The organism is Chryseobacterium gregarium DSM 19109 (assembly GCF_000430845.1).
Lineage (GTDB): Bacteria > Bacteroidota > Bacteroidia > Flavobacteriales > Weeksellaceae > Chryseobacterium > Chryseobacterium gregarium.
The window spans coordinates 425,034-449,045 of the sequence record NZ_AUMU01000001.1; the positions used below are offsets into that span (position 1 = coordinate 425,034).

Annotated in this window: 25 protein-coding genes; 10 read left to right on the plus strand and 15 right to left on the minus strand. The window is 38.4% G+C overall.

The features are described from left to right. Window positions 1–27: 27 nt before the first annotated feature. A complete protein-coding gene (gene atpB, locus H561_RS0102180; RefSeq protein ID WP_027385517.1) occupies window positions 28–1,125 on the minus strand; it encodes a F0F1 ATP synthase subunit A in 1,098 nt (365 codons plus the stop codon). Window positions 1,126–1,185: 60 nt separating this feature from the next. After that, entirely contained in the window at window positions 1,186–1,557 is a 372-nt protein-coding gene (locus tag H561_RS0102185) for a hypothetical protein (RefSeq protein WP_027385518.1), read from the minus strand. A gap of 195 nt (window positions 1,558–1,752) precedes the next feature. Between H561_RS0102185 and ffh the strand changes: the two genes are divergently transcribed. Together ffh and H561_RS0102195 are read left to right on the plus strand one after the other, a co-directional pair. Next, a complete protein-coding gene (gene ffh, locus H561_RS0102190; RefSeq protein ID WP_027385519.1) occupies window positions 1,753–3,114 on the plus strand; it encodes a signal recognition particle protein in 1,362 nt (453 codons plus the stop codon). Between the two features lie 35 nt (window positions 3,115–3,149). Then, a complete protein-coding gene (locus H561_RS0102195; RefSeq protein WP_027385520.1) occupies window positions 3,150–3,422 on the plus strand; it encodes a TM2 domain-containing protein in 273 nt (90 codons plus the stop codon). A 73-nt stretch (window positions 3,423–3,495) separates the two neighbouring features. Here the strand turns inward: H561_RS0102195 and H561_RS0102200 are convergent, their stop codons facing one another. The 5 genes from H561_RS0102200 to H561_RS0102220 all read right to left on the minus strand — a co-directional run bounded on the left by H561_RS0102200 (window position 3,496) and on the right by H561_RS0102220 (window position 7,670). Continuing rightward, window positions 3,496–4,119, minus strand: coding sequence for an outer membrane protein (locus tag H561_RS0102200; protein WP_027385521.1), 624 nt, complete (start codon window positions 4,117–4,119; stop codon window positions 3,496–3,498). Window positions 4,120–4,401: 282 nt separating this feature from the next. Continuing rightward, the gene (locus H561_RS0102205) at window positions 4,402–5,064 is read right to left on the minus strand and encodes an outer membrane beta-barrel protein (protein ID WP_027385522.1); all 663 of its coding nucleotides are present in this window, start codon (window positions 5,062–5,064) and stop codon (window positions 4,402–4,404) included. A gap of 211 nt (window positions 5,065–5,275) precedes the next feature. After that, a complete protein-coding gene (locus H561_RS0102210; protein ID WP_027385523.1) occupies window positions 5,276–5,785 on the minus strand; it encodes a hypothetical protein in 510 nt (169 codons plus the stop codon). A gap of 128 nt (window positions 5,786–5,913) precedes the next feature. Further along, a complete protein-coding gene (locus tag H561_RS0102215; RefSeq protein ID WP_027385524.1) occupies window positions 5,914–6,573 on the minus strand; it encodes a porin family protein in 660 nt (219 codons plus the stop codon). A gap of 137 nt (window positions 6,574–6,710) precedes the next feature. Beyond that, on the minus strand, window positions 6,711–7,670 hold the full coding sequence (locus tag H561_RS0102220; RefSeq protein ID WP_027385525.1) for a PhoH family protein: 960 nt from the start codon (window positions 7,668–7,670) through the stop codon (window positions 6,711–6,713). 131 nt (window positions 7,671–7,801) lie between these two features. Between H561_RS0102220 and H561_RS0102225 the strand changes: the two genes are divergently transcribed. The 5 genes from H561_RS0102225 (at window position 7,802) to rplI (ending at window position 11,660) form a co-directional block, all read left to right on the plus strand. Continuing rightward, window positions 7,802–8,629, plus strand: a complete 828-nt coding sequence (locus H561_RS0102225; protein ID WP_027385526.1) for an SAM hydrolase/SAM-dependent halogenase family protein — start codon at window positions 7,802–7,804, stop codon at window positions 8,627–8,629. Window positions 8,630–8,692: 63 nt separating this feature from the next. Next, the gene (locus tag H561_RS0102230; protein WP_027385527.1) at window positions 8,693–10,003 is read left to right on the plus strand and encodes a dihydrolipoamide acetyltransferase family protein; all 1,311 of its coding nucleotides are present in this window, start codon (window positions 8,693–8,695) and stop codon (window positions 10,001–10,003) included. A 286-nt stretch (window positions 10,004–10,289) separates the two neighbouring features. Then, window positions 10,290–10,631, plus strand: a complete 342-nt coding sequence (gene rpsF / locus H561_RS0102235; protein WP_027385528.1) for a 30S ribosomal protein S6 — start codon at window positions 10,290–10,292, stop codon at window positions 10,629–10,631. Window positions 10,632–10,661: 30 nt separating this feature from the next. Continuing rightward, complete coding sequence (gene rpsR, locus H561_RS0102240; RefSeq protein WP_027385529.1) at window positions 10,662–10,964, plus strand: 30S ribosomal protein S18; 303 nt, start codon at window positions 10,662–10,664, stop codon at window positions 10,962–10,964. A gap of 174 nt (window positions 10,965–11,138) precedes the next feature. Beyond that, window positions 11,139–11,660: a 50S ribosomal protein L9 gene (rplI, locus tag H561_RS0102245; protein ID WP_027385530.1), complete on the plus strand. Its 522-nt coding sequence runs from the start codon at window positions 11,139–11,141 to the stop codon at window positions 11,658–11,660. A 226-nt stretch (window positions 11,661–11,886) separates the two neighbouring features. On the opposite strand, the gene H561_RS0102250 is transcribed toward rplI, so the two are convergent. Next, complete coding sequence (locus tag H561_RS0102250; protein ID WP_027385531.1) at window positions 11,887–12,453, minus strand: thioredoxin family protein; 567 nt, start codon at window positions 12,451–12,453, stop codon at window positions 11,887–11,889. A gap of 79 nt (window positions 12,454–12,532) precedes the next feature. Here H561_RS0102250 and H561_RS0102255 point away from each other — a divergent pair, with 79 nt between their 5' ends. Genes H561_RS0102255 through H561_RS0102265 form a run of 3 tightly spaced genes read left to right on the plus strand, consistent with a single transcriptional unit; the run spans window position 12,533 to window position 14,984 of the window. After that, window positions 12,533–13,417 (plus strand): lysophospholipid acyltransferase family protein, encoded by an 885-nt coding sequence (locus H561_RS0102255; protein ID WP_027385532.1) that lies wholly within the window; start codon window positions 12,533–12,535, stop codon window positions 13,415–13,417. 6 nt (window positions 13,418–13,423) lie between these two features. Beyond that, window positions 13,424–14,401, plus strand: a complete 978-nt coding sequence (locus tag H561_RS0102260) for a glycosyltransferase family 2 protein (protein WP_027385533.1) — start codon at window positions 13,424–13,426, stop codon at window positions 14,399–14,401. A 28-nt stretch (window positions 14,402–14,429) separates the two neighbouring features. Continuing rightward, window positions 14,430–14,984 (plus strand): 3'-5' exonuclease, encoded by a 555-nt coding sequence (locus tag H561_RS0102265; protein ID WP_027385534.1) that lies wholly within the window; start codon window positions 14,430–14,432, stop codon window positions 14,982–14,984. A 45-nt stretch (window positions 14,985–15,029) separates the two neighbouring features. Here H561_RS0102265 and apaG read toward each other — a convergent pair whose 3' ends face one another. The 7 genes from apaG to H561_RS0102300 form a co-directional block, all read right to left on the minus strand. Further along, entirely contained in the window at window positions 15,030–15,419 is a 390-nt protein-coding gene (gene apaG / locus H561_RS0102270; RefSeq protein ID WP_034761106.1) for a Co2+/Mg2+ efflux protein ApaG, read from the minus strand. A gap of 81 nt (window positions 15,420–15,500) precedes the next feature. Next, on the minus strand, window positions 15,501–16,769 hold the full coding sequence (gene odhB, locus H561_RS0102275) for a 2-oxoglutarate dehydrogenase complex dihydrolipoyllysine-residue succinyltransferase (RefSeq protein ID WP_027385536.1): 1,269 nt from the start codon (window positions 16,767–16,769) through the stop codon (window positions 15,501–15,503). A 37-nt stretch (window positions 16,770–16,806) separates the two neighbouring features. After that, window positions 16,807–19,623, minus strand: a complete 2,817-nt coding sequence (locus tag H561_RS0102280; RefSeq protein ID WP_027385537.1) for a 2-oxoglutarate dehydrogenase E1 component — start codon at window positions 19,621–19,623, stop codon at window positions 16,807–16,809. Window positions 19,624–19,747: 124 nt separating this feature from the next. Then, the gene (locus H561_RS0102285) at window positions 19,748–20,788 is read right to left on the minus strand and encodes an SRPBCC domain-containing protein (RefSeq protein ID WP_027385538.1); all 1,041 of its coding nucleotides are present in this window, start codon (window positions 20,786–20,788) and stop codon (window positions 19,748–19,750) included. A 69-nt stretch (window positions 20,789–20,857) separates the two neighbouring features. Beyond that, on the minus strand, window positions 20,858–22,126 hold the full coding sequence (locus tag H561_RS0102290; protein WP_027385539.1) for a glucose-1-phosphate adenylyltransferase: 1,269 nt from the start codon (window positions 22,124–22,126) through the stop codon (window positions 20,858–20,860). Window positions 22,127–22,163: 37 nt separating this feature from the next. Continuing rightward, window positions 22,164–22,595: a hypothetical protein gene (locus tag H561_RS0102295; protein WP_155845714.1), complete on the minus strand. Its 432-nt coding sequence runs from the start codon at window positions 22,593–22,595 to the stop codon at window positions 22,164–22,166. 8 nt (window positions 22,596–22,603) lie between these two features. Continuing rightward, window positions 22,604–24,010: a glycogen synthase gene (locus H561_RS0102300; RefSeq protein ID WP_027385541.1), complete on the minus strand. Its 1,407-nt coding sequence runs from the start codon at window positions 24,008–24,010 to the stop codon at window positions 22,604–22,606. Between the last annotated feature and the right edge of the window lie 2 nt (window positions 24,011–24,012).

Genomic DNA, 24,012 nt, shown 5'->3' on the forward strand with positions numbered 1-24,012 from the left:
TTGTTTCTTTTATTATAATATAATTAATTAGTGAGCGGCATGATGTTCATGTTCGTGCTCCTGTACAGCCATTCCGATAAATAAAGCCGATAACATCGTAAAGATATACGCCTGTAAGAATGCTACCAGTACTTCCAGTAAATAAATTACTAATGTTAAGAAAGGAAATGCAACCCCTGCAATTACATTTTTAAAAACATAGATCAATCCGATCAGACTCATTACAACGATATGCCCTGCCGTCATGTTGGCAAAAAGACGGATCATCAATGCGAAAGGCTTTGTGATTGTCCCCAATAATTCGATTGGCAGCATGATCAGTTTCATCGGTACCGGAACTCCAGGCATCCAGAAGATGTGCTTCCAGTAATCCTTATTCGCGGAAAATGTTGTAATCAGATAAGTAAGGATTGCTAAGAAGAATGTCATGGTGATATTACCCGTAACATTGATTCCGAAAGGCATTAATCCTAATACATTCAGAAATAAGATAAAGAAGAATACCGTTAATAAATACCCCATAAATCTTTTATACTTATGTCCGATATTCGGAATTGCTACTTCGTCTCTTACAAAAATTACCAAAGGCTCTAAAAATCTTGCCACCCCTGTAGGAACCTGAGATTTTTTATATGACCTTGCCATTCCTGTAAATAGTAACAGCATAAAGATTGATGTCAATAAAATAATAAGCACACTTTTTGTAATGGAAAGATCTAAAGGCTTTTCATTGACAGGATGTCCGTCTTCACCTAAATTCAAAGTTCCGTTGACATCAGTCTTATAAATCTTTTCATGGTGAAGCTTATAGAAATTACCGTCAACTTCAATGGGCTCTCCGTGAATAAATCCTTCTTTGTTGCTCATGAAAGAATGAAAACCGTTATCATAAAAAATAACCGGAAGAGGGAAACCGATGTGGTGGCCTTCTTTGTCCACCATCAATGTAAAATCGTGTGCATCCAACAAGTGATGATCGATGTACTCTTTGTTTTCTTTACTTACTTTGTCTTTTTCAGAAAGTTCTGTAGCCGGAATAGCCTCAGAACCTGCCTCACCGTGCTGTGCGGACACTAAGCTTAATACAAAAATACTGTAGAATAAAACTGCGAATTTTTTAAACATTGATAGGTTTTTTTCGTTGTGCAAAAATATAATATTTTTTTCTAGTTTCAATAAATAATTTTACTGTTTTTTGTCATGATTGATCAGCTTAATCGCATAATAGGTAAGAAGCGTAGTCAGCACAAAATACGGAATAATAAAGTGGAATTTATATCCCGGGATGACTTCAAAATTCAGTTTCTTTCTGATTAAATACATCAAAGCGAATTTAAGAAGAACCAAACCGATGACAGACAGTCCCAAAAATTCAGGAACGACCTTATTGATCAGCACAATAAGCGTAATCATCATCATAAACATGACACTTAAAAAAAGATAAAATTTCACGATGATAATTTCATCCAGATGAAAAACAAACTTCCAGAGTGAAAAATGGATCAGGAATGTTAAAAAGAACAATAGGGTAACTAATATATTCGGATTAGCTTTCATGCATTATATTTATTCTGCCTAACATCCATTAGGCTTATTTTCAAAGTGTCACAAAAATATACTTTTTCTAGCGGATTTCGGCATAATTTGATTTTTATCATCCCATTAATATCTGCCTATATATAATATTACGTATTGAAGACTCAAATATTCTAAAATTTCCTTATTTTTGCACACCTATAATTTACAATACATATGTTTAATAGCTTACAGGATAAATTAGACAAAGCACTTCACAATATTTCCGGAAGAGGAAAAATTACGGAAATCAATGTTGCGGAAACCGTAAAAGAGATTCGCAGAGCATTGGTAGATGCCGACGTTAATTATAAAGTTGCCAAGGATCTTACCAAGAGGGTTCAGGATAAAGCACTGGGACAGGATGTTCTTACTTCCCTGACCCCGGGACAGCTGATGACCAAAATCGTTCATGATGAATTGGTAGATCTGATGGGAGGTTCCCAGGAAGGCATCAACCTTTCCGGAAAACCGTCTGTCATTCTGATTGCCGGCCTCCAGGGTTCCGGTAAGACGACTTTCTCCGGGAAACTGGCTCATTATTTAAAAACAAAAAGAAATAAAAAACCCCTTTTGGTAGCGTGTGACGTATATCGTCCGGCAGCCATTGACCAGCTGAAGGTATTGGGCGGGCAGATCGGTGTTCCGGTTTTTACTGAAGACGGCTCTACCAATCCTTCTACGATTGCTGAAAACGGGATTGCCTTTGCTAAGTCAAACGGCCATGATGTAGTCATTGTGGATACGGCAGGCCGTCTGGCCATTGATGAGCAGATGATGAATGAAATCAAATCGGTTCATTATTTTATTAAGCCCAGCGAAACTTTATTCGTTGTTGACGCAATGACCGGTCAGGATGCTGTCAATACGGCAAAAGCATTTAATGAAGCTTTGAATTTTGACGGGGTTGTTTTAACCAAATTGGATGGTGATACCCGTGGTGGAGCGGCACTGACCATCCGGTCAGTCGTGGAAAAACCGATCAAGTTCATTTCTACGGGAGAGAAAATGGAAGCATTAGACCTTTTCTACCCGGAAAGGATGGCCGACAGAATTCTTGGGATGGGAGACGTTGTTTCCCTGGTAGAAAGGGCTCAGGAACAGTTTGATGAGGAAGAAGCAAAAAAACTTCATAAGAAGATTGCCAAGAACGAGTTTGGTTTTGATGATTTCTTAAAGCAGATCAACCAGATCAAGAAAATGGGGAATATGAAGGATCTGATGGGAATGATCCCGGGTGTCGGAAAAGCGATCAAAGATGTGGAAATCAGCGATGATGCCTTTAAACACATCGAAGCGATCATCTATTCAATGACTCCGGACGAAAGAAGAAGGCCATCCATTATCAACACCCAGAGAAAGAACAGGATTGCCAAAGGCGCAGGCAGAAAAATTGAAGATGTTAATGCTCTGATGAAACAGTTTGACCAGATGGGTAAAATGATGAAGATGATGCAGGGGCCTCAGGGAAAACAGATGATGCAGATGATGAGCAAAATGCCGAACATGCCTGGAATGGGCGGAATGTTCGGTAAATAATATAAATACACTACACACACCAAAAAATAAACAATATGGAAATTAATGAGAAGCAGGGAAATTACCTGCAGCCTTACAAATCGGAAAAAAAAGTAGTAGCGGGTATTTTAGGATTGCTGCTCGGTACTTTTGGCATTCATAAATTTTATCTGGGTTACACAAAAGCTGGGATTATTCAATTGGTTTTGGGCCTGGTAAGCTGCGGGATTGTAGGTATTGTCGGGTTTATCGAAGGGATCATCTACCTGACGAAGTCTGATGAAGAATTTGACAGAACCTATGTCCATAATCAGAAAGAATGGTTTTAGTTACAATACTTACTATTTAAATAAAAAACCGGCTCAGAAATGAGCCGTTTTTTTTATCCTCCAAAATAATTCCTTATTTATCAGATTTCTGAGCTTTACCTTTGATGAAATATGAGAAACCTACATTTACACCGAAAGTATTTACCGTATTTTTATACTCGGTTCCGAAATACGTTTCTTTGTTGGAAAACTGATCGAAAGATACCCCTAAGTTAATACCTAAAGACTGAGTCGCCATATAAGTTACTCCTCCCTTTACTTTCCAGGCTAAACCATTCGTTGTAAATTCTTCAGAAACATTAGAATATGTCTCTTTTGTTTTACCGGATGCATATCCGATACCGGCACCTAAGAAAGGAACCAGTTTGCTGCTGTTTACAAAATAATAAGTGGCAGTCGGCATTACAGAAAAGCTGGAGATTGTAGATTTATCACCATCTTCTTTTGTTGTAATGTTTGTAAAGCCTAAATCAATACCTACGGCCAATTTGTCAATTACGAAATACCCTACAGATGGAGTGACAGAAAACGTACTTACTTTAGCACCATCATACGTCTGCCCTTCTACTTTGGTTTTAGTATCAACACTGTTGAAACCAAGACCTGTATTTCCACTGATTACCCAGTCACCTTTAGTCATCTGGGCATTTGACAAGCCGAAAAGTGCCACTGCACCTGCTAATAATAGTTTTTTCATAGTTATTTATTTTATTTAAAATATAATTAATCTGATTTTTATTTGGTATAAACTCTTAACCGGAAAATACCTTAATAAGGAGTTTAATCAAAATATCTCTTATAAATTCCTTATTTCCTCATGTTGCATTACTGCAATCCTGGTTAATAATAAAGGAAGTTTAAGTTTTGCAAAAATATATAATTTATTCTACAGACTGATATTTTTCAACATCATATGTATAATACGATAAAAAAGTCCTGAAATTAAATCCCAGGACTTTAAACTTATATGCTTTGTTTATTATTTTGCAAATACATACTTAACTCCGAACGTTATAGAAGATAAGTTTAAACCGAAGTTATAGTTATCTACGCTTTTCGCTCCGTCAACATCTAATTTTGAAGTATTGTATCCGAATTCACCGATAGTTGCTTCAATAGACCAGTTTTTATTCAAGAAATAATCCAAACCTGGCTTAATGTTGACACCAACTGAAGTATAGTTATTCTTTGTAGAAGAAGAAGTTGTAGTTACTGTATTACCTGCTGTAGTAATCGTAGATCCTTCTTGTTTAATGTTACCAAATTCCATTGGAACTTCTAATTGGCCAAAGATATATAATTTGTCAGCTAAAGTCCAGTATTTTCTTACAAAAGGAGCTACAACAACTGCAGACTGTGTATTTTTAGATTCTGCAACAACACTTCCTGTAGGGAAAGGTGTAGTTTGAGTAGTTGTTATTTTATCACTTGCATACCCAACTCCTAAACCTACAGCTAAATTAGTGCCTACAAAATAACCAGCAGTGGGAAGAATTCTGAAGCTCTCGTCTTTTCTGTCTGTATTGTTATTTTCCTGTTGAGAATATCCAACCTGTCCTGATAAATAAACCGTTCCTTTAGCAATCTGAGCATTGGATAAACCGAAAAGTGCAACAGCACCTGCTAATAATACTTTTTTCATTTTTTAAAATTTTAATACTTTCTGACGGCAAATTTACTGTGATGCTGTGGTAGTATTACAATTTGTTAATGTGATTAATATCATTGAAGGTTATTAGATATTTTCGGCTAAAAGATTTATTAAATAAAGACCTTTAGGATTTTCACAAAATTTTGAATGAAAAAACTCCAATTTTTCAATTGGAGTTCAATATAGCTGATTAAAAAAAATCTTAATTTAAGAAGAAATTAGCGCCGAAGTTGACGGCTCCAAAGCTAAATCTGTCATTATGGTCCCAATAATAGTCGCGAGATTTGTATTTACTGCTTACATTTTGGAATCCCAGATACAATTCTGCCTTTTTCATTTGATAACCTACTCTTGGTGCAACATATAAGCCGCTGTTGATATAATCCCTGGTAGAAATGGCTGCTCCCAGATCCAGTCCCACAAACAGTGGGATCTTGGCAAACTTATATTTTCCTGAAGCGGCAACAGGCACAAAACCGAAATCCTCAAAACGGTCTTTCCCGAAAAAATGAGAATATCCTGTAGTGGCACCGATATCCAGACCTTTTGTAATATTCCACATATATGCGGCATCTATTCCTAAGGTAACACTGGCAGCATCTGAAGCATCACCAAGCGGAGCCCCGATATGGCCTCCCAGCCTGAAACCTTCCTGCGCCTGCGCAACACCACCCAAAAGTGCGAACGCACCCAATAATAGTAATTTTTTCATTTTAAAAAGTTTATATATTGAATTGAGAAATATTTATCTAAACTGAAACCCAAATATGTGGTATGTAAAATACAATAAAAAAAAGCGATACAAATTTTGTACCGCTTTAATTGTGTATGGAAAAGATCTTAGTTATTTCCGAATTTAAATCCTACACCTACCTGTAAGAAACTGTTGGTCATTTTCTCACCATTAGCTGCGTCTTTAGCTAAGTTAGAAACTCCTACATTATATCTTGCATCAAAAAACAAACCGTTTTCTAGCATATATTCAGCACCAATGAAAGGAGCAATGTTTAACGTATTGGTTTGGTCTTTAACATCTACTTCGTCACCGATCTGAATTCCTAATCCAGGCAGACCTAATCCGGCATCAACTTCATATTTTGTTTTTGCAGAAAGAATAAATCCGAAGCTCGCTCCTGCAGAGACAGATAAACCTTCAGTAATAAAATATTTCGCTGAGATCGGTACTAATAAAGTTCCAAAAGTCATTTTTGCTTTTGCAGAAACAAATGTATTTGCATCAGCCTGAACAGTCTCAGAAATCTTACCTCCCAATGGAGAATATAAGACCTCTCCTTGTAAGCCAAATTTATCACTGATTTTATGTTCTACTAAACCTCCTACATAAAAAGTATGTAGTGGATCACTGCTTTCAGATCCTCCGTCATATTTGGCTTTAAGAGTAGACATTGAATATCCCGCTTTCACACCAAACTTTGTTTCCTGAGCATTAACACTCATTCCCATTACAGCCACGGCTGCCAAAAGTATAAATTTCTTCATTGTATTAATAGTTTTTAATTAATTCGAGGCAAAAATAACGCTTTTTTTTAAATATCAAAATGAAGTGATATTTTGTGGTATGAAAATAAAATGCAGAATAATTGATTCATTCTGCATTTATAGTATGATTCTTAGAATTATTCCTCTCTCTGTTTCTTATCCTCACTGTTGTAGGCTAAAATAATTTTCCTAACCACAGGATGCCTTACCACATCTTCTTCCGTAAGATGCACAAAACCGATTTCCTTAACGTCTTTCAGGATTCTCATCGCCTCCTTTAATCCGGACTGCTGTCTTGGCGGCAGGTCGACCTGGCTTGGGTCTCCCGTAATGATAAACTTGGCATTCATTCCCATCCTGGTTAAAAACATCTTCATTTGGGAATGGGTGGTGTTCTGAGCTTCATCCAGAATCACAAACGCATCATCCAGGGTTCTTCCTCTCATAAAGGCCAGCGGTGCCACTTCAATTATTTTTTTTTCTATAAACCCTTCCAGCTTTTCATGCGGGATCATATCACGGAGCGCATCATATAAAGGCTGTAGATAAGGATCCAGCTTTTCTTTAAGATCACCCGGTAAAAACCCTAAGCTCTCCCCTGCTTCCACGGCAGGCCTTGTTAGAACAATTCTTTTTACCGATTTATCCCGCAACGCTTTTGCTGCCAAAGCCACACTTGTATAGGTTTTCCCCGTCCCTGCAGGTCCTATTGCAAAAACCATATCCTTTTTCTCCGTTTCTTTAACAAGTTTTTTAAGGTTAGTCGTTTTCGCTTTAATCACTTTGCCGTTAACCCCTTTTACAATAATATCCTGATCAAAAACCAGCTGTTTTTCGTTTTCGTCTTTGATATTGAGAATATTTTCAACATCTTTCAGCCCGATAGAATTGTTTTTTGATATAAATCCGACAATATCATCAAGTTTCTGCCTGAATATATCAAGAGCTTCCTGATTTCCCATCGCAAAAATATAATGGTCCCTGCCTGTAATTTTAAGTGTAGGAAAAGTAGATTTTATGACATTGAAATATTGGTTATTAACTCCATAGAAGATTTTCGCATCGATATCCTCCAAATCATATGTTAATTCAAACATGCAGTATTTATTAATTTAGATTTTAAATTTAAAACTTTTTTTGAGATTTATATCAAATTCTTTTCCACAATCGTCCCGGCTTTCTCTTTATTTTAGATAAATTTGCATTTCTATTATTTCATAAAGAATCAATGTCAATTATTACCCTCACTTCAGATTTCGGAAATTTGGATTACAGAGTTGCCGCTGTAAAAGGCAGCATCCTCTCTCTGAATCAGGAGGTTCATATTATTGATATCAGCCACGAAATCCAGGCATTCAACCTTGTACAGACCTCTTACATTGTAAGAAACGCATATAAGCATTTCCCGAAAGGTACCATCCATATACTTTCTGTTGACAGTTTTCATCATAAATCCCGGAAAAATATTGTCTGTAAAGCAGACGGGCATTACTTTATTGCCGCCGATAACGGTCTTGTAAGCCTTGTTTTTTTTGATATCAAGCCGGAAGCCATCTATGAAATCACCCTGAATAACAGATTTGATGATATTGTTAATTTTACTTCAAGCGACGTTTTTGTCCCTGCAGCCGTACACCTTGCCAATGGTGGGCTCCCGGAGGTCATCGGGCGGAAAATCGACTCTTCAAAGCAGCTGCTGTTTCCAAAGCCTGTTTATAATGATTCTGAAAAAATGATTATCGGCGAGGTGATGTATATTGATAATTTCGGAAATATAATCTCAAATATCAATAAAGACTTATTTGAAACCATTGGAAAAGGATACGAAAGTTTCACCATAAAGTTCAGGAATCTTGCTCTTTCAAAAGTATTCGGAAGCCATACGGAAGTGGTTTCAGACTGGGAAAGAGAAACGGAATTCCACGGGCAGTCTGCAGCAATTTTCAATGACAGTCAGGTTTTAGAGCTCACGATCTACAAAGGCAGCAGAAAAAACGGGGCTAAAACTTTATTCGGTCTTAATGTCGGGGAAAATATTTACATTGAATTTTTCTAACATTTAATATTTCATAAAAAAATCGTTTTTTTTTATATATTTGTCAAAATCTAAAAATTAAAAATGGCAGAGTACAAATTATTGCTTCCTTCCATGGGAGAAGGCGTTATGGAAGCGACAATTATCACTTGGTTGTTCAGCGAAGGTGATAGTGTGAAAGAAGATGATTCCGTAGTGGAAATTGCAACCGATAAGGTAGATTCAGATGTTCCGACACCGGTTTCGGGGAAAATCGTGAAGATTTTGAAACAGAAGGACGAGGTTGCCAAGGTAGGTGAAGCTATTGCCATTTTAGAAATTGAAGGTGAGAACGGGAATACAGCTTCGGAAGAAGTGAAAGCCGAAACTCCTGCACCGGATACCGAGATTTTAAACACTATTGAACAGCCGTTACAGCCTGCTGCTTCAGCACAGGAATTTTCCGGAGATTTATATTTGTCTCCCCTGGTAAAATCAATCGCACAACAGGAAAATATTTCTGAAACAGAACTTAAATCCATTACAGGAAACGGTCTGGAAGGGAGAATTACCAAAGAAGATATTTTAGCCTACGTAAGTAACAGAGGGAACCAGCCGGCTCCACAAACAGCTCCGGTACAACAGGTGGCCCATGCTCCGCAATCCGTTGCTATTTCAGCTCCAGCTTCTACCATTGCTGTAGCAGCAGGTGACGAGATCATTCCGATGGACAGAATGAGAAAAATCATCGCTGAGAATATGGTGAAAGCCAAACATATTGCTCCGCATGTGACTTCTTTCATTGAAACAGACGTGACCAACGTGGTAAAATGGAGAAACAAGCATAAAGATATTTTTGAAAAACGTGAGGGTGAAAAATTAACGTTCATGCCGATTTTTGTGAAAGCAATCGTGAAAGCGATTCAGGATTTCCCAATGATCAATGTTTCCTTGAACGGTGACAACATTATTAAAAAGAAAAACATCAATATCGGGATGGCAACGGCTTTACCCGACGGAAACCTTATTGTTCCGGTTATTAAAAATGCTGATCAATTATCACTTTCAGGATTGGCTAAAGCGATCAATGATCTGGCATACAGAGCAAGGAACAAAAAATTAAGACCGGAAGACACTCAGGGTGCCACGTATACGATTTCCAATGTAGGAAGCTTCGGAAACCTGATGGGAACCCCTATAATTCCCCAGCCGCAGGTTGCCATTATGGCCATCGGTGCTATCGTGAAAAAACCGGCAGTTCTTGAGACTAAAGACGGTGATGTAATCGCCATCCGTCAGTTGATGTTCATGTCTCACTCATATGACCACAGAGTCGTAGACGGTTCATTGGGAGGAATGATGCTGAAGCATGTTCATGATTACCTTCAAAACTGGGATCTGAATACGGAAATATAAATGATGAATAATTGGCAATAAGTAATTTTACCAGTTTCAAAATATAAACCTTCGGATCTTCCGGAGGTTTTTGATTTAATATAATAGGAAGAACTTTATTTAAACATATTAGAAACCTGATTTTAGAAATCATATACATTCTAACTTTAATAAAAGTATAAGATTTCCGGATTTATCAGAAGAATATATTTTTACTATCATTAAGAAAACTATACTCGATATTGTTTATTACAAATATATTTCATACTTTTGCACCTCGAAATAATTAACAAATTCATTTAACATTATGAACAATTACGAAACTGTTTTCATTTTAACTCCCGTTCTATCTGACGCACAGGTGGAGGAAGCAGTGAAAAAATTTGAAGATCTTATCAAAGAAAAGAACTGCGAAATCGTTGCTAAAGAAAGCTGGGGATTAAAAAAATTAGCGTATCCTATCCAATTGAAAAAGAACGGCTTTTACACTTTAATCGAATTTAAAGGTGAAGGTTCTGTAGTAGCTGATTTAGAATTGGCATTCAAACGTGACGAGAGAGTAATCCGTTACCTGACTACAAAGCTGGACAAACACGCTATTGAGTACGCTGTAACAAGAAGAGCAAAAGTAAAAGCAGCTAGAGCTTAATTATTAACCCCCTATTAAAAAAGACAAGACATGGCAATAGATGATATGGCTAAACAAGCCTCAGCTGGAGGAGAATCTGAAGTAAAATTCCTTACTCCGCTTGATATCAATACAAAATCTGAAAAGAAATATTGTAGATTCAAAAAATTCGGAATTAAGCACGTTGATTACAAAGATGCTGATTTCTTATTACAGTTTGTAAACGAGCAAGGTAAAATCTTACCAAGAAGATATACCGGAACTTCTTTAAAATACCAAAGAAAAGTTTCTGCTGCAATTAAAAGAGCAAGACACCTTTCATTACTACCTTACGTAGCTGACTTATTAAAATAATAATAAGACAAAAATAAATAAAGGAAGAGGGCAACCTCTTCTTTTGTTGCTGAATAAATATTTTAATTCTAACTTGATTTTAGATTTCAGATCACAGAATTCAGATGACAGACTTTGTCTGATCTCTGACCCCTGACATCTCTAACCTCTAATATCTAAAAAAGGACAACAACAATGGACATTATCTTAAAAAAAGACGTAGAAAACTTAGGCCTTGAATTTGACACGGTAAGTGTAAAGCCTGGTTACGCAAGAAATTTCTTATTGCCTCAGGGGATCGCTCTTTTGGCTACTCCTAAAAACAAAGCAGCTCTTGAAGCTACTTTGGAAGCCAGAAAAGAAGAAGAAGCTAAATTAGTGGCTACTGCCAACGGTATCGTAGATCAATTAAAGAAAACTTCTGTTACCATTCCTGCAAAAGTAGGTTCAGGCGACAAGTTATTCGGGTCTATCAACAATGCAGATCTTTCTGCTGCTCTTGCTAAAACCGGAGTTTCTGTTGATAAAAAATATATCAAAATTCCTGGGAACACGATTAAGAGAACCGGTAAAGTAACAGCTAACATCAGATTACACAGAAACGTTGAGTATAATTTCGAATTCGACATCGTATCTGATGCACCTCCTGCTCCACAGGCTCCTGCAGCTCCAAAGCCGGCTAAGGTAGCGGAAGAAACTCCTTCTGAAGAAGCTTAATTAAAAATTCAAGAAATTTTTTCTTAAATATATAAACCACTTCGTTTGAAGTGGTTTTTTTATTGTCATTATATTATTTTGGGATTAAATTCCTGCTGAAATTTTATGAAAAATGTTGGCTATAATTATACTCAAATAATTTATCCCTATATAAAGTGAAATTAGAATTATGTGTTTCTAATTAAACAAAATAATAATCCCTTTCGATGATGAAAGGGATTATTGATTAATTAGGTTTCCAATTTTCCAAAAACTGCTTTACTTTTTCTAAACTATATCCTTTTCCTTCTTCCAAAACATCACTTTGCTGGATATGAATCTGTTTTCCATCTCTGTTCAGAACAATAAAAACAGGATACCCGAATTTATCTCCCGGATTTCCATATTTAGCAAAAACTTTTTCGTTTTTATTATCCGGAGAATAGTTAAGATGGTAGTACAGGTAATTTTTATCGACAATCTGTTTCAGCTCAGGCGTGGTCTGTACAAAATTATTAAACCGCAAACACCAAATACACCAATTTCCTCCTGCCTGGATCATGATATTCTTCTTTTCTTTTTTAGCTTTTGCTATTAAGTTCTGAATGTCTTTCTCTGCATCGGCCTTCGGATCGTAGGGTTTAGGCAGTTTGTTCTTCTCCTCCGCGGCTTTCTTCTTTGCATCCAATTCCGCATGATCTGCTGGCATCAATAAGGTTTTATCCGCTTCCCTTGCTTCGGGTTTATCTTTCAGTTCCTGAGAAAAAGCAATAGCACTGAATCCCAAAAAAGCTGTTAATAATACTTTTTTCATACTATAAAAATAAAAAAATAATACTTATTGCCAGCAAAAACGGAACCATAATTTTATTATCCGTAAATTTGCCTGTTTTATGAATATCCTGATCAGTATATTAAATTTAGTTTCAAAGCTTCCGCTGAAAATATTATACATATTTTCGGATATTATGTTCTTTCTGAACTATTACTTTGTAGGTTACCGAAAAGAGGTCATTACCCAAAATTTAAAAAACTCATTTCCTGAAAAATCGGATGAAGAAATTGCCCGGATCAGAAAAAAGTTTTACAGGAATTTTTCTGATTATCTGGTTGAAACCATTAAATCTTTCAACATTTCGGAAACAGAAGCTAAGGTGAGGATGCAGCACATCAATCAAGAGGTTTTCCATCAGGCAAAGGCAGAAGGCAAAAATATTATTTTACTTGCGGGTCATGTCTTCAACTGGGAATGGATGAATGCTCTGGCTACTATTGCCCCACAGGACCACAGCCATCCCGTATACAGAAAAGTGAACAGTGATTTCTGGGAAAACCAGATGAAAATGACACGAAACAAGTTCGGTAACGAAGCACTGGAAGCCAATGAGGTAATTCTCCATATTTTCAGAGCCAAGAATGACGGTAACGCTGCCTATATGTTTGTAGCTGACCAGACACCGCATTTTTCACATATTACGTATGGCCTTGAATTTCTGAATCAGAGAACGCCCGTTTTTACAGGATATGATAAATTAGCCACCCGGATGGACCTTGCCTTTATCTATTCTGAAATGAAGAAAGTAAAACGCGGGTTTTACCAGGTAAACTATCATAGGATTGAGCCTGACGGGGAAAAGTTTGTTGAGCATGAAGTTGTTAAGAAATTTCATAAGCTATTGGAAAACACATTGCGTAAGCGTCCTGATAATTACCTGTGGTCACACAGAAAATGGAAATATCAGGATTCCATTAAAAATTTTGATTCTGAAAAAAAATAACTTCCTATGTCCGAAAAGTTAGCCGTTATCATTTTAAACTGGAACGGGAAAAACTGGCTTGAAAAGTTTCTTCCTGATGTAATCCGGTTTTCTCAAAATGCAGATATTTATGTCATTGACAATCTTTCTACAGATGATTCTATTACGTTTTTAGAGACTCATTATCCATCAGTCGGAATTATTAGAAACAGTGAAAATTACGGCTTTGCAGGAGGTTACAATGAAGGATTAAAAAAGATCAACAATCCCTATTACTGTCTGCTGAACTCTGATGTGGAAGTTACGGAAAACTGGATTGCGCCTGTCCTGCAATTATTTGAAAAGGATCCCCTAATTGCAGCCGTTCAGCCAAAAATTTTATCTTTTGATCATAAAAAACATTTTGAGTTTGCCGGGGCTGCAGGAGGCTTGATCGACAATCTGGGCTACCCGTACTGCAGGGGAAGGGTTTTTGATGACCTTGAAGAAGATAAAGGGCAGTACAATGATGAAACAGAAATTTTCTGGGCTTCAGGCTGCTGTTTATTTATCCGCTCAGAAGATTTTTGGGAGCAGAACGGTTTTGATGAACGGTTCTTTGCCCATCAGGAGGAAATTGATCTCTGCTGGAGACTCATCAATTCCGGGAAGAAAATCTTTTATACCGGAAAATCTGCTGTCTATCATGTCGGCGGCGGAACCTTGAATAAACAAAGCCCTCAAAAGACCTTCCTGAATATCAGGAACAATCTGTCCATGATGCTGAAGAATCTTCCGTTTCCAAGACTGATCGGTATCCTTTTCTTAAGACTTTGCCTTGACGGACTGGCTGCGGCATATTTTGGATACAAATATGGAATAGCCCATTTCTGGGCTGTCGGAAGGGCACATTCTTCATTTTATAGGCAGGCTGCCGGAACCTGGAAACGCCGCCAAAAGTATCAGAAAAAAAAGTTCTATCAGTCGGAATGGCTGATCTTTAAACATTTTTCAGGCGTAAAATAATTTTAATATAAACCTTTATACCAACTGAATGGATTTTTGTGCACTAGACTTCGAAACCGCTACCCATGAAAGGAATTCAGCCTGTGAGCTGGGAATATGCATTGTACAGGATTCTGAAATCGTGGAAACAAAAACATGGCTGATCAAGCCGCCGAGCTTTCCATATTTCAGTCCTTTTAACGTTGGAGTTCATGGAATTATTCCGGATGATGTGAAAGACGCACCTACTTTTGATGAGATCTGGTACGAAGTGGAAGAAATGATGTACGGTACATTAATGATCGCTCATAATGCAGGATTTGATGCCGGAGTTTTAAGAGGATGCCTGAACCATTATGGAATGTTCACGCCAAAAATGAATTATATGTGCAGCATTCAGCTGGCCAAAAAATCATGGAATTATCTGCCTAAATACGGCTTAAAACATCTTGCGGAATACCATCAGATTAAGTTTAATCATCACAGGGCCGGAGCGGATGCCGAAGTATGTGCCAAAATTTCTTTACTGGCTTTTGAAAAACTGCTGCTTACCAGCAATGAAGAAGTTTCCGATTATATGAAGCTGAAAATTAAGAAGCTTTAATTTTTTTTAAGGAAAATTGAGTAATCTGAAATGATACTTTTTTATTTAATTACTCAACACTTCCGATAATAAATTAAACTTCGGGATGTCAATTTCAAAATTTTCCTGGGTGTCCATATTTCTTACCAGATATTTTCCGCTCATATGCCCTACTCCAGAGCGAAGCATGACATTAGAAAAATAAGTGAAATTTTCATTGACAGGAATTTCCGGGGTTAAACCGATTACTCCGTCACCGATAATTTCCGTAAACCCAAAACCCACATCAAAAATAAGCCATTTTCTTTTAAGGACCTGTATGGGAAAATCCCCGTCATTTTCGATCGTGATATTATATTTGAAAACATATCTGTTTTCAGAGGGGTAACTGTTCTTACTATCATACTCAGGGATAACTGAAACTTTGATATTTGAGGTCGTTTGTGAAAACATCATGTTCGTATTTATAATAAATAAGAGATACAAAAATCTCGCCTTTTTGAGGCGAGATTGTAAGTTGTGTGTTAATTAACCGGATTACAGACCGAGACCTTTTCTTTCGTCTCCGCCCAATAAAACAGCAACCGGATTATCAATAGCTTCTTTTACCGCCACAAGGAAACCTACGGATTCCTTACCGTCGATAATCCTGTGGTCATAAGACATAGCCACATACATCATTGGACGGATCACTACCTGCCCGTCAACAGCAACCGGTCTCTGGATGATGTTATGCATCCCTAAAATTGCAGACTGAGGAGGGTTGATGATTGGTGTAGACATCATAGACCCGAAAGTTCCGCCGTTGGTAATGGTGAAAGTACCTCCGGTCATTTCATCAACCGTAATCTTACCGTCTCTTACTTTTATTGCCAGATCCTTGATATTGGCTTCAACACTCTGGAACGACATATTTTCAGCATTTCTCAATACCGGAACCATCAATCCCTTAGGACCGGAGACAGCAATGGAAATATCACAGAAATCATAGTTTACCTTAAAATCTCCGTCAATGGATGCGTTTACATCAGGATACATCTGCAATGCTCTGGTCACCGCTTTGGTGAAGAAAGACATAAACCCAAGTCCTACCCCGTGCTTCTGCGCAAATTCTTCTTTATATTGTTTTCTCAGTCTGAAGATTTCAGACATGTCAACTTCATTGAAAGTGGTTAACATAGCCGTTTCATTCTTCACAGAAACTAATCTCTGAGCGATTTTTCTTCTTAAAACTGAAAGTTTGGTGGTCGTTGTAGACCTGGATCCTGTGGCACTGACCGGGTTTCCTCCCAATGCAGGAACTGCAGCCAGTTCGGCATCAGATTTAGAAATTCTTCCGTCTCTTCCGGAACCTGAAACCTGTGAAGCATCAATCCCTTTTTCGTCAAGAATTTTCTTGGCAGCAGGAGACGGAGCGCCTGTGGCATAAGTCTGAGTTGCAGTCGCTGCCGGTTGGGCAGCAGGTTTCGGAGCTTCCTGTTTTGCCGGTTCGGCCGCTTTAGGCGTTTCTTCCTGTTTTGGAGCTTCAGCAGCCGGAGCAGCGCCAGCATCACCCGCAGGTTTTGCAGCATCCCTATCAATTAAACACACCACTTGTCCTACCTGTACCACATCTCCTTCTTCAGCTTTTAAAGTAATAATACCACTTTCTTCAGCAGGCAGTTCAAGTGTCGCTTTATCTGAATCCACTTCAGCGATGGGCTGATCTTTTTCTACATAATCACCATCTTTCACAAGCCAGGTTGCAATTTCAACTTCTGTAATTGATTCGCCCGGTGAAGGAACTTTCATTTCTAAAACTGACATATCGTATTTTTTATTTTTTATTGATTATTAATTAAAATTAAGCGGTTACAGGTCTTTTTGCCGGAGCATCATCCCTGTCAAACACTCTGTTGATCACCAGGTTCTGGTTCTTTTCAAACATTTTATGGCTTCCCGGAGCCGGAGCACCGCTCGGAACAGGTGCTATCACCTGAATTCCCGTTTCTCTGAAATTTCTCAGGATATAAGACCATGCCCCCATATTTTCAGGTTCTTCCTGTGCCCATACCAGTTCTTTTCTGTTTTCATATTTATCGAAAACGGCCTGGATGGCATCAGCCTGAAGAGGATATAACTGCTCGAATCTTACCAATGCGACATTTTCAGCATTCAATTCTTCTTTTTTAGCAAGCAATTCAAAATACAGCTTACCTGAACAAAGAACCACTTTTTCAATTTTATTTGGATCAGCAGCCGGATCGTCTAAAATAGGCTGGAACCCTTTGTCTGAGAAATCCTCAAGCGGAGAAACCACTTTCGGATGTCTTAACAATGATTTCGGACTCATGACGATTAACGGCTTTCTGAACGGCCATTTCAGCTGCCTTCTCAGCAGGTGGAAATAGTTGGCAGGCGAGGTAATATTCGCCACCACCATATTTTCATTGGCACAAAGCGTAAGGAATCTTTCCAGTCTGGCTGAAGAGTGCTCGGCACCTTGCCCTTCCGAACCGTGAGGCAATAACATCACCAGTCCGTCCTGAATTTTCCATTTTTCTTCTGCTGCAGCCAGGTATTGGTCAACAATAATCTGCGCACCGTTTACGAAATCCCCAAACTGGGCTTCCCAGATGGTCAGGGTATTCGGTGAAGCCATCGCGTAACCATAATCAAAGCCTAACACTCCGTATTCGGAAAGATGGGAATTGTAAATATCAAACCGGTTTTCGGAAACGTGTCTCAACGGGATATATTCTTCTTCGGTATCTTCAGTTTTTATGACGGCGTGTCTGTGGGAGAATGTCCCTCTCTCCACATCTTCACCGGAGATTCTTATGTTATGACCTTCGGTAAGCAAAGTAGCGTACGCTAACCATTCCCCCAAAGCCCAATCCAGAGAGTTCCCTTCAATCGCTTTAATTCTGTTTTCGAAAAGTCTGGTGATTTTATTGATGAATTTTTTGTCAGACGGAAGTGTTGACATCTGAATCGCCAGTTTCTTCAGCTTTTCCAAGTCATATTTTGTATCAACGGCTTCCTGAACGGCTCCTCTTTTCCCAATCGGATACTTTGTCCAGTCTTCTGCCATGAAAACATCCATTACATTCTTCTCGATTTCTTTGGATGCATCAAAATCCTTATCTAGGAGTCCTTTGAAATCAGCTTCCATTTTTGCAATAACGTCGTTTGAGGTTATGCTGTCTTTAAGAAGCTGGTCTTTATAAATTTCTCTGGGATTCGGGTGCTTTGAAATCAGTTTATATAAATTAGGCTGGGTGAACCTTGGTTCATCCCCTTCATTGTGTCCGTATTTTCTGTACCCTAGTAAATCAATATAAACATCTTTACCGAATTTAGCCCTGAAATCAGCAGCAAAATGGATAGCATGAACCACTGCTTCCGCATCATCTGCATTCACGTGCATTACAGGAGATTCGGTTACCTTAGCGATATCGGTACAGTATGTTGAAGATCTTGCATCCATGTAATTGGTCGTGAACGATACCTGGTTGTTCACCACGATATGAACCGTACCACCCGTTTTGTAACCTTCCAATGTCATCATCTGGGCAACTTCATAGGCAATACCCTGACCGGCAATAGCACCGTCACCGTGAATAACAATCGGCAATATTTTAGAATAGTCCCCTTTGTATTTATCATCTACTTTCGCACGGCAGATCCCTTCTACAAGGGCCGCTACCGTTTCCAGGTGAGACGGGTTCGGTGTCAGATTGATGGAAACCTCTTCTCCGGAAGCGGTTTTAACGGTTTTAGACGATCCTAAGTGATATTTCACGTCACCGGAAAATACATCTTCTTCAAATTCTTTCCCTTCAAATTCCGAGAAAATCTGTTTGTAGGATTTACCGAAAATATTGGATAAAACATTCAGCCTTCCTCTGTGGGCCATTCCCAGTACCACTTCATCAACCCCAAGCTGTGAAGATTTTGAGATCAGCTGATCCAAAGCAGGGATCAGTGTTTCCCCTCCTTCTAAAGAGAATCTTTTCTGTCCGACAAATTTGGTATGAAGGTAATTTTCAAATGCTACCGCCTGGTTTAATTTTAAAAGGATTTCTGTTTTTTCGTTGGCCGAAAGATTGGGATGGTTTTCATTAACCTGAAGCCATTTTTTAATAAAATCTTTTTCCTCAACATTGTTGATGTGCATGTATTCAACACCGATAGAATCACAATAGATGTTTTCAAGGTGCTTGATCAGGTCCTGCAAAGTAGCAGGCTCTTTCATTCCTGTTTCAACCGCACAGTTGAATTTGGTCTGAAGATCCGCACTGCTCAGTCCGAAGTTTTCGATGTCCAGTGTCGGAGTATAGTGTCTTCTTTCTCTAACAGGGTTCGTTTGTGTGAACAGATGGCCTCTGCTTCTGTAAGCTTCGATAAGGTTTACCACCTTAAACTCTTTTTTGATGTGCTCCGGAACTTCACCATTGGCAGCGGCCTGGGAAATTTGCTGTACTGCAGGTGCAGAAGCTGCGGAAGTCTGAATATATTGGAGATTATCATCATCCCCGTAATTCTCCAACGCAAAATCAAAGCCCTGAAAAAAGGCCTTCCATGATGGTTCTAAAGAGTCTGGGAACTTTAAATACTGTTGGTATAAATCCTCAATTAACTGAGAATGAGCTGCGTTTAGGAATGAAAATCTGTCCATTATTACAGTTTATCTGTTATTAAATTTTGTTAGTAGAATTAATCTTCAAATTTAATAAAAAAAACCGAGGTAGAACAGCCTTTAAACTATTAAAAAAACCATAAATAAATTTATTCCTGGGGATTTACTTGAATACTGATAATGAGAGTTTCATATTGACCTCCTGATCTTCTACAGGACGTTCAAGGAAAGTATGACGAATGTCATTAAACCGCATTTCATCTTTTTTGGCTTTCTGGATCAGCTGCTGTATGGCTTTTACTCTTGCATCGTAATTCCCTTTATAGTACATCACATAATTCCGGGTAGGATTCTGCGTCCTGAAACTGAAATTATTATCCGTCACCCCAAACTTTTTGGATAAAGGAATACCGAGGAAATAAGAGACTTCTTTGTCCTTGTAATTATCGGCATCCGTAATCAGGACAGGGAAACCGAATTCATCATCTTTTTTGCCCAGATCCATTGTGGTGTAATTATAAATTTTATTATAATTCATTACAATATTTCTGTACAATGCATCTTTTTTATTGGAAGTACTGACATTGATGCCCAGCAGCAGTTTTTCCTCATCATTTTCAACCATGATGCTGTCGTATTTTATGGCAGCCATCTGGTTGTCTTTTTCCACTTTATTCCCTAAAGTATTTTTAAGGTTTACCATGCTTTTGTCGATGTTTTCGGCAAACCGGTCTTCCGTCCAGAAGTTTTCAACCCGTGTTAAAACAGATAATTTAGGGGTATGGACGATCCATATAATTTTAGTTTTTTCTGGAGAAATCGCTTTGAATTTTACATCCACCAGGGTAGGACTTTCATTACGGTCTTCAAAAAGCTGGTATCTCAGTGTCTTATTCGGGTTTTCGTAACGGATAAACATTTCTCCGTCGGTCTCATTTTTCGGGTCTGTATAACTGATGGAACTTCCCTGCCCTTCATAAGGCGTGTAGTAATCGATATCAATGGTCGGAGAACTGGTAAAGAAGTTATTCCAGCGGGTAAAATGCTGCAGGTTGTTAAACTGGCTGAAAACCTTTTCAATGGGATAATCAATTTCTTTTTCTACTCTGAAATCCTTGCTTTCATCCACAAAGTAATACATCGAGGCTGCATAAGCCCCGATCATCAACACTATCAATACTGCTATGATCTTAAAAAAACGCATCGTACAAATGTAACACAAATAACAAAAGTGACCAATATATTGATCACTTCTGCTGTATGTTTGTTTAAATTATCCGATATGGGTACCGTGGTCAAGAAACGCTCCTTTTTTTACGACGATAATACCATCCTGAACCGAATGGGTTCCGTAATCCCCGTCCTGCAGATGCTTGCCGCCTATGATTCTGACATTGTCCCCGATATGGCAGTTTTTATCTAAAATCGCTTTTTCGATATAACAGTATTTCCCGATTCCCATATTGGGACGGCCTTCTCTGTCATTGATTATAATTTCCATGGTATCCTGGTAGAAATCGGCCCCCATCACATAAGAATTAACAATGGTACTTCCTTTATCGACTCTTGTCCTGTTACCGATTACAGAATTCTCAATTTTATCGGCCATAATAATACATCCATCCCCGAAAACCGCCTTGCTTACATAAGAACCGTTTATTTTAGAAGGCGGAAGCATTCTTGCCCTTGTATAAATCGGTGAAGAAGAAAATAGGTTGAACTGCGGGAAATCCTGGCACAGATCCAGGTTCGCTTCATAAAAGGACTCAATCGTTCCGATATCCGTCCAATACCCTTCATACTGGTAACTCAGGGTTGTATATTTTCCGATCGAATTAGGGATAATATCTTTTCCGAAATCGTCTCCTGCCCCATCCTCAAACATTTTTATTAAAATGCTTTTCGTGAAAATATAAATTCCCATGGAAGCAAGATATTCTTTTCCGGCATGTTTATTTTCTTCAGAAACTTCAGATTGTAATCCATCCAGCATATCGTAACCCGGTTTTTCAACGAAAGAAGTGATATTGCCTTCATCATCAGAACTTAAAATTCCAAAGCCTGTAGCGTCTTTTGCATTAACGGGAATCGTGGCAATGGTAACGTCACCGCCTTTTTCAATATGGAAATCCAGCATTTCTTTGAAATCCATCTGATACAGCTGGTCACCCGAAAGAATCAAAATATATTCATAATCATATTTTTCCAGATGCTTCATCGACTGCCGTACGGCATCAGCTGTTCCCTGGTACCAGCTTTCGTTTTCTACATTCTGTTCTGCTGCGAGAATATCCACAAACCCTTTGCTGAAAATATCAAAATGATATGAGTTTTTGATATGTGAATTTAAAGATGCCGAATTAAACTGCGTCAGAACAAGGATTTTATTCATCCCCGAATTCAGACAGTTGGAAATAGGAATGTCTACCAGACGATATTTACCCGCGATAGGCACGGCCGGTTTTGATCTCGTATACGTTAAAGGAAAAAGCCTTGTTCCTCTGCCACCCCCTAAAACAATGGATATAACATTGCGGTTCATAAATTATGTTGCGTTTTTATCTTTGAGTTAATATTATTTATTTTAATGTATCAGTTTTATTTTTTTCAGGTTTCTTACCTAAAGATTCCAGCCTGATTATCCTTTTCTGAACTTTTTCCTTTTCATTGTGAAGATCATTTAATTTAGCTTCCAGGCTGTTCATCCTTTTTATATTCTCTCCCTTATTATCAGATCTGGGCTCTTCCTCTGATGCAATTTCTGTCTCTAGCTTTTTTATTCTTTCTTCAATCCTCGCCAATTGATTGTACCTGATCTTCAATTGCGTTTCATAGTTAGATGAGTAGTAGTTGCTGTAACTTGATGTAACAAATCGGTTAAGCCTTTGCTGTTCGTTCACTATGACCTGCTGGTTTTGCCGTACAGCCATCTGCATATTGCTTTGGGCATTGATCCCAATAGGAACGGCAAACATTAAACCAAACATCCCTATGCAGGATATATTTTTCATGATTTTATCTAACTATTGTATAAAGTTATATATTTCTCTGCCGATTGTTCCCATGCAAAATTGAAATCCATATTGGCATGAATCAGATTTTCCATCATTCCTTTCTGGTTGTAGAGCATTAAAGCCCTGCTCATAGCGTGAATAATATCATCTACTCCGGCATGTGTAAAGTTGATGCCTGCTCCGCCCGTTGAAATATCCTGAACCGTATCTCTCAGGCCTCCCGTATAAGAAACAACAGGGACGGTTCCGTATTTCATGGAATACATTTGGTTCAGTCCGCAAGGCTCAACCCTTGAAGGCATGAGTAAGAAATCTGCCGAAGCATAGATCTGATGTGAAAGATGTTCCTTATAACCTAAATCCAGAGCAAAATTGGTATAGATATACTCATACTCTTTCAGTTTATTTTCTATATAGGAATTTCCGGAACCCAGAACCATGATATTCAGAGCCCCAAAACTTTGTTTGATGCTTCTTGAGACCATATCAGGAAGTAGATCGGCTCCTTTTTCTGTGGCAAAGCGTCCGATAAAAGCAAATAAGGGCAGTTCAGGATTTAAACCGTAGGTCTTACACAAATGCTCCTTATTTTTCTTTTTCTGTGCCACAGCATTTTTACGGTTAAAGTTAAAATACAGCATCGGATCCGTCTCAGGATTCCACACTTCCGCATCAATTCCGTTAATGATTCCGTATGCTTTTCCGGATTCATAACGCACGAGGCTTTCCAATCCTCTGAAGCTTACAAAAAGTTCTTCAAGATATCCCTGAGAAACCGTCGTAAAGGCATGGGTACATTTGATCATGCTTGCCAGAGGGTTAATCAGCCCGTTCCAATCCATCAGCCCCCATCGGTACTGATCAAACGACGGTAAATAATTTGCCATTTCCCAGCTCATCATTCCCTGATATTCACCATTATGGATCGTTCCGATTGTTTTAACTCCTTTTAAAAAAGAAAATTCAGGGCAATGTTCTACCATAAAAGGGACCAGCCCGGTATGATAGTCATGGCAATGCAAAACATCGGGACGGATCTCCATGGCGCTGAGCCAGTGCAGTATCGCATGCTGAAAACCGATGAACTGGAAATTTTCATCCTGGTATCCGTACGGATTATCCCTGTCCAGCAATCCCGGGATTCTGACCATATACAGCTCAAATCCCAGGGCATCGGATTTTTCTTTTAATACCTGTACCTGGAGCATATTAGGCCCCTGGTGAATAAACCCGTCAAAAACGATGTCAAACTCATGGTCTAAAACAAAGGGTTTATTGTACCAAGGCATTACCACTTTGGCATCAATTCCTTTAATTTTGTTCTGATATTTCGGCAGAGCCCCTACTACATCGGCCAATCCTCCTACTTTTGCAACCGGATAACATTCCGTACTTAGATGATATATGATCATTT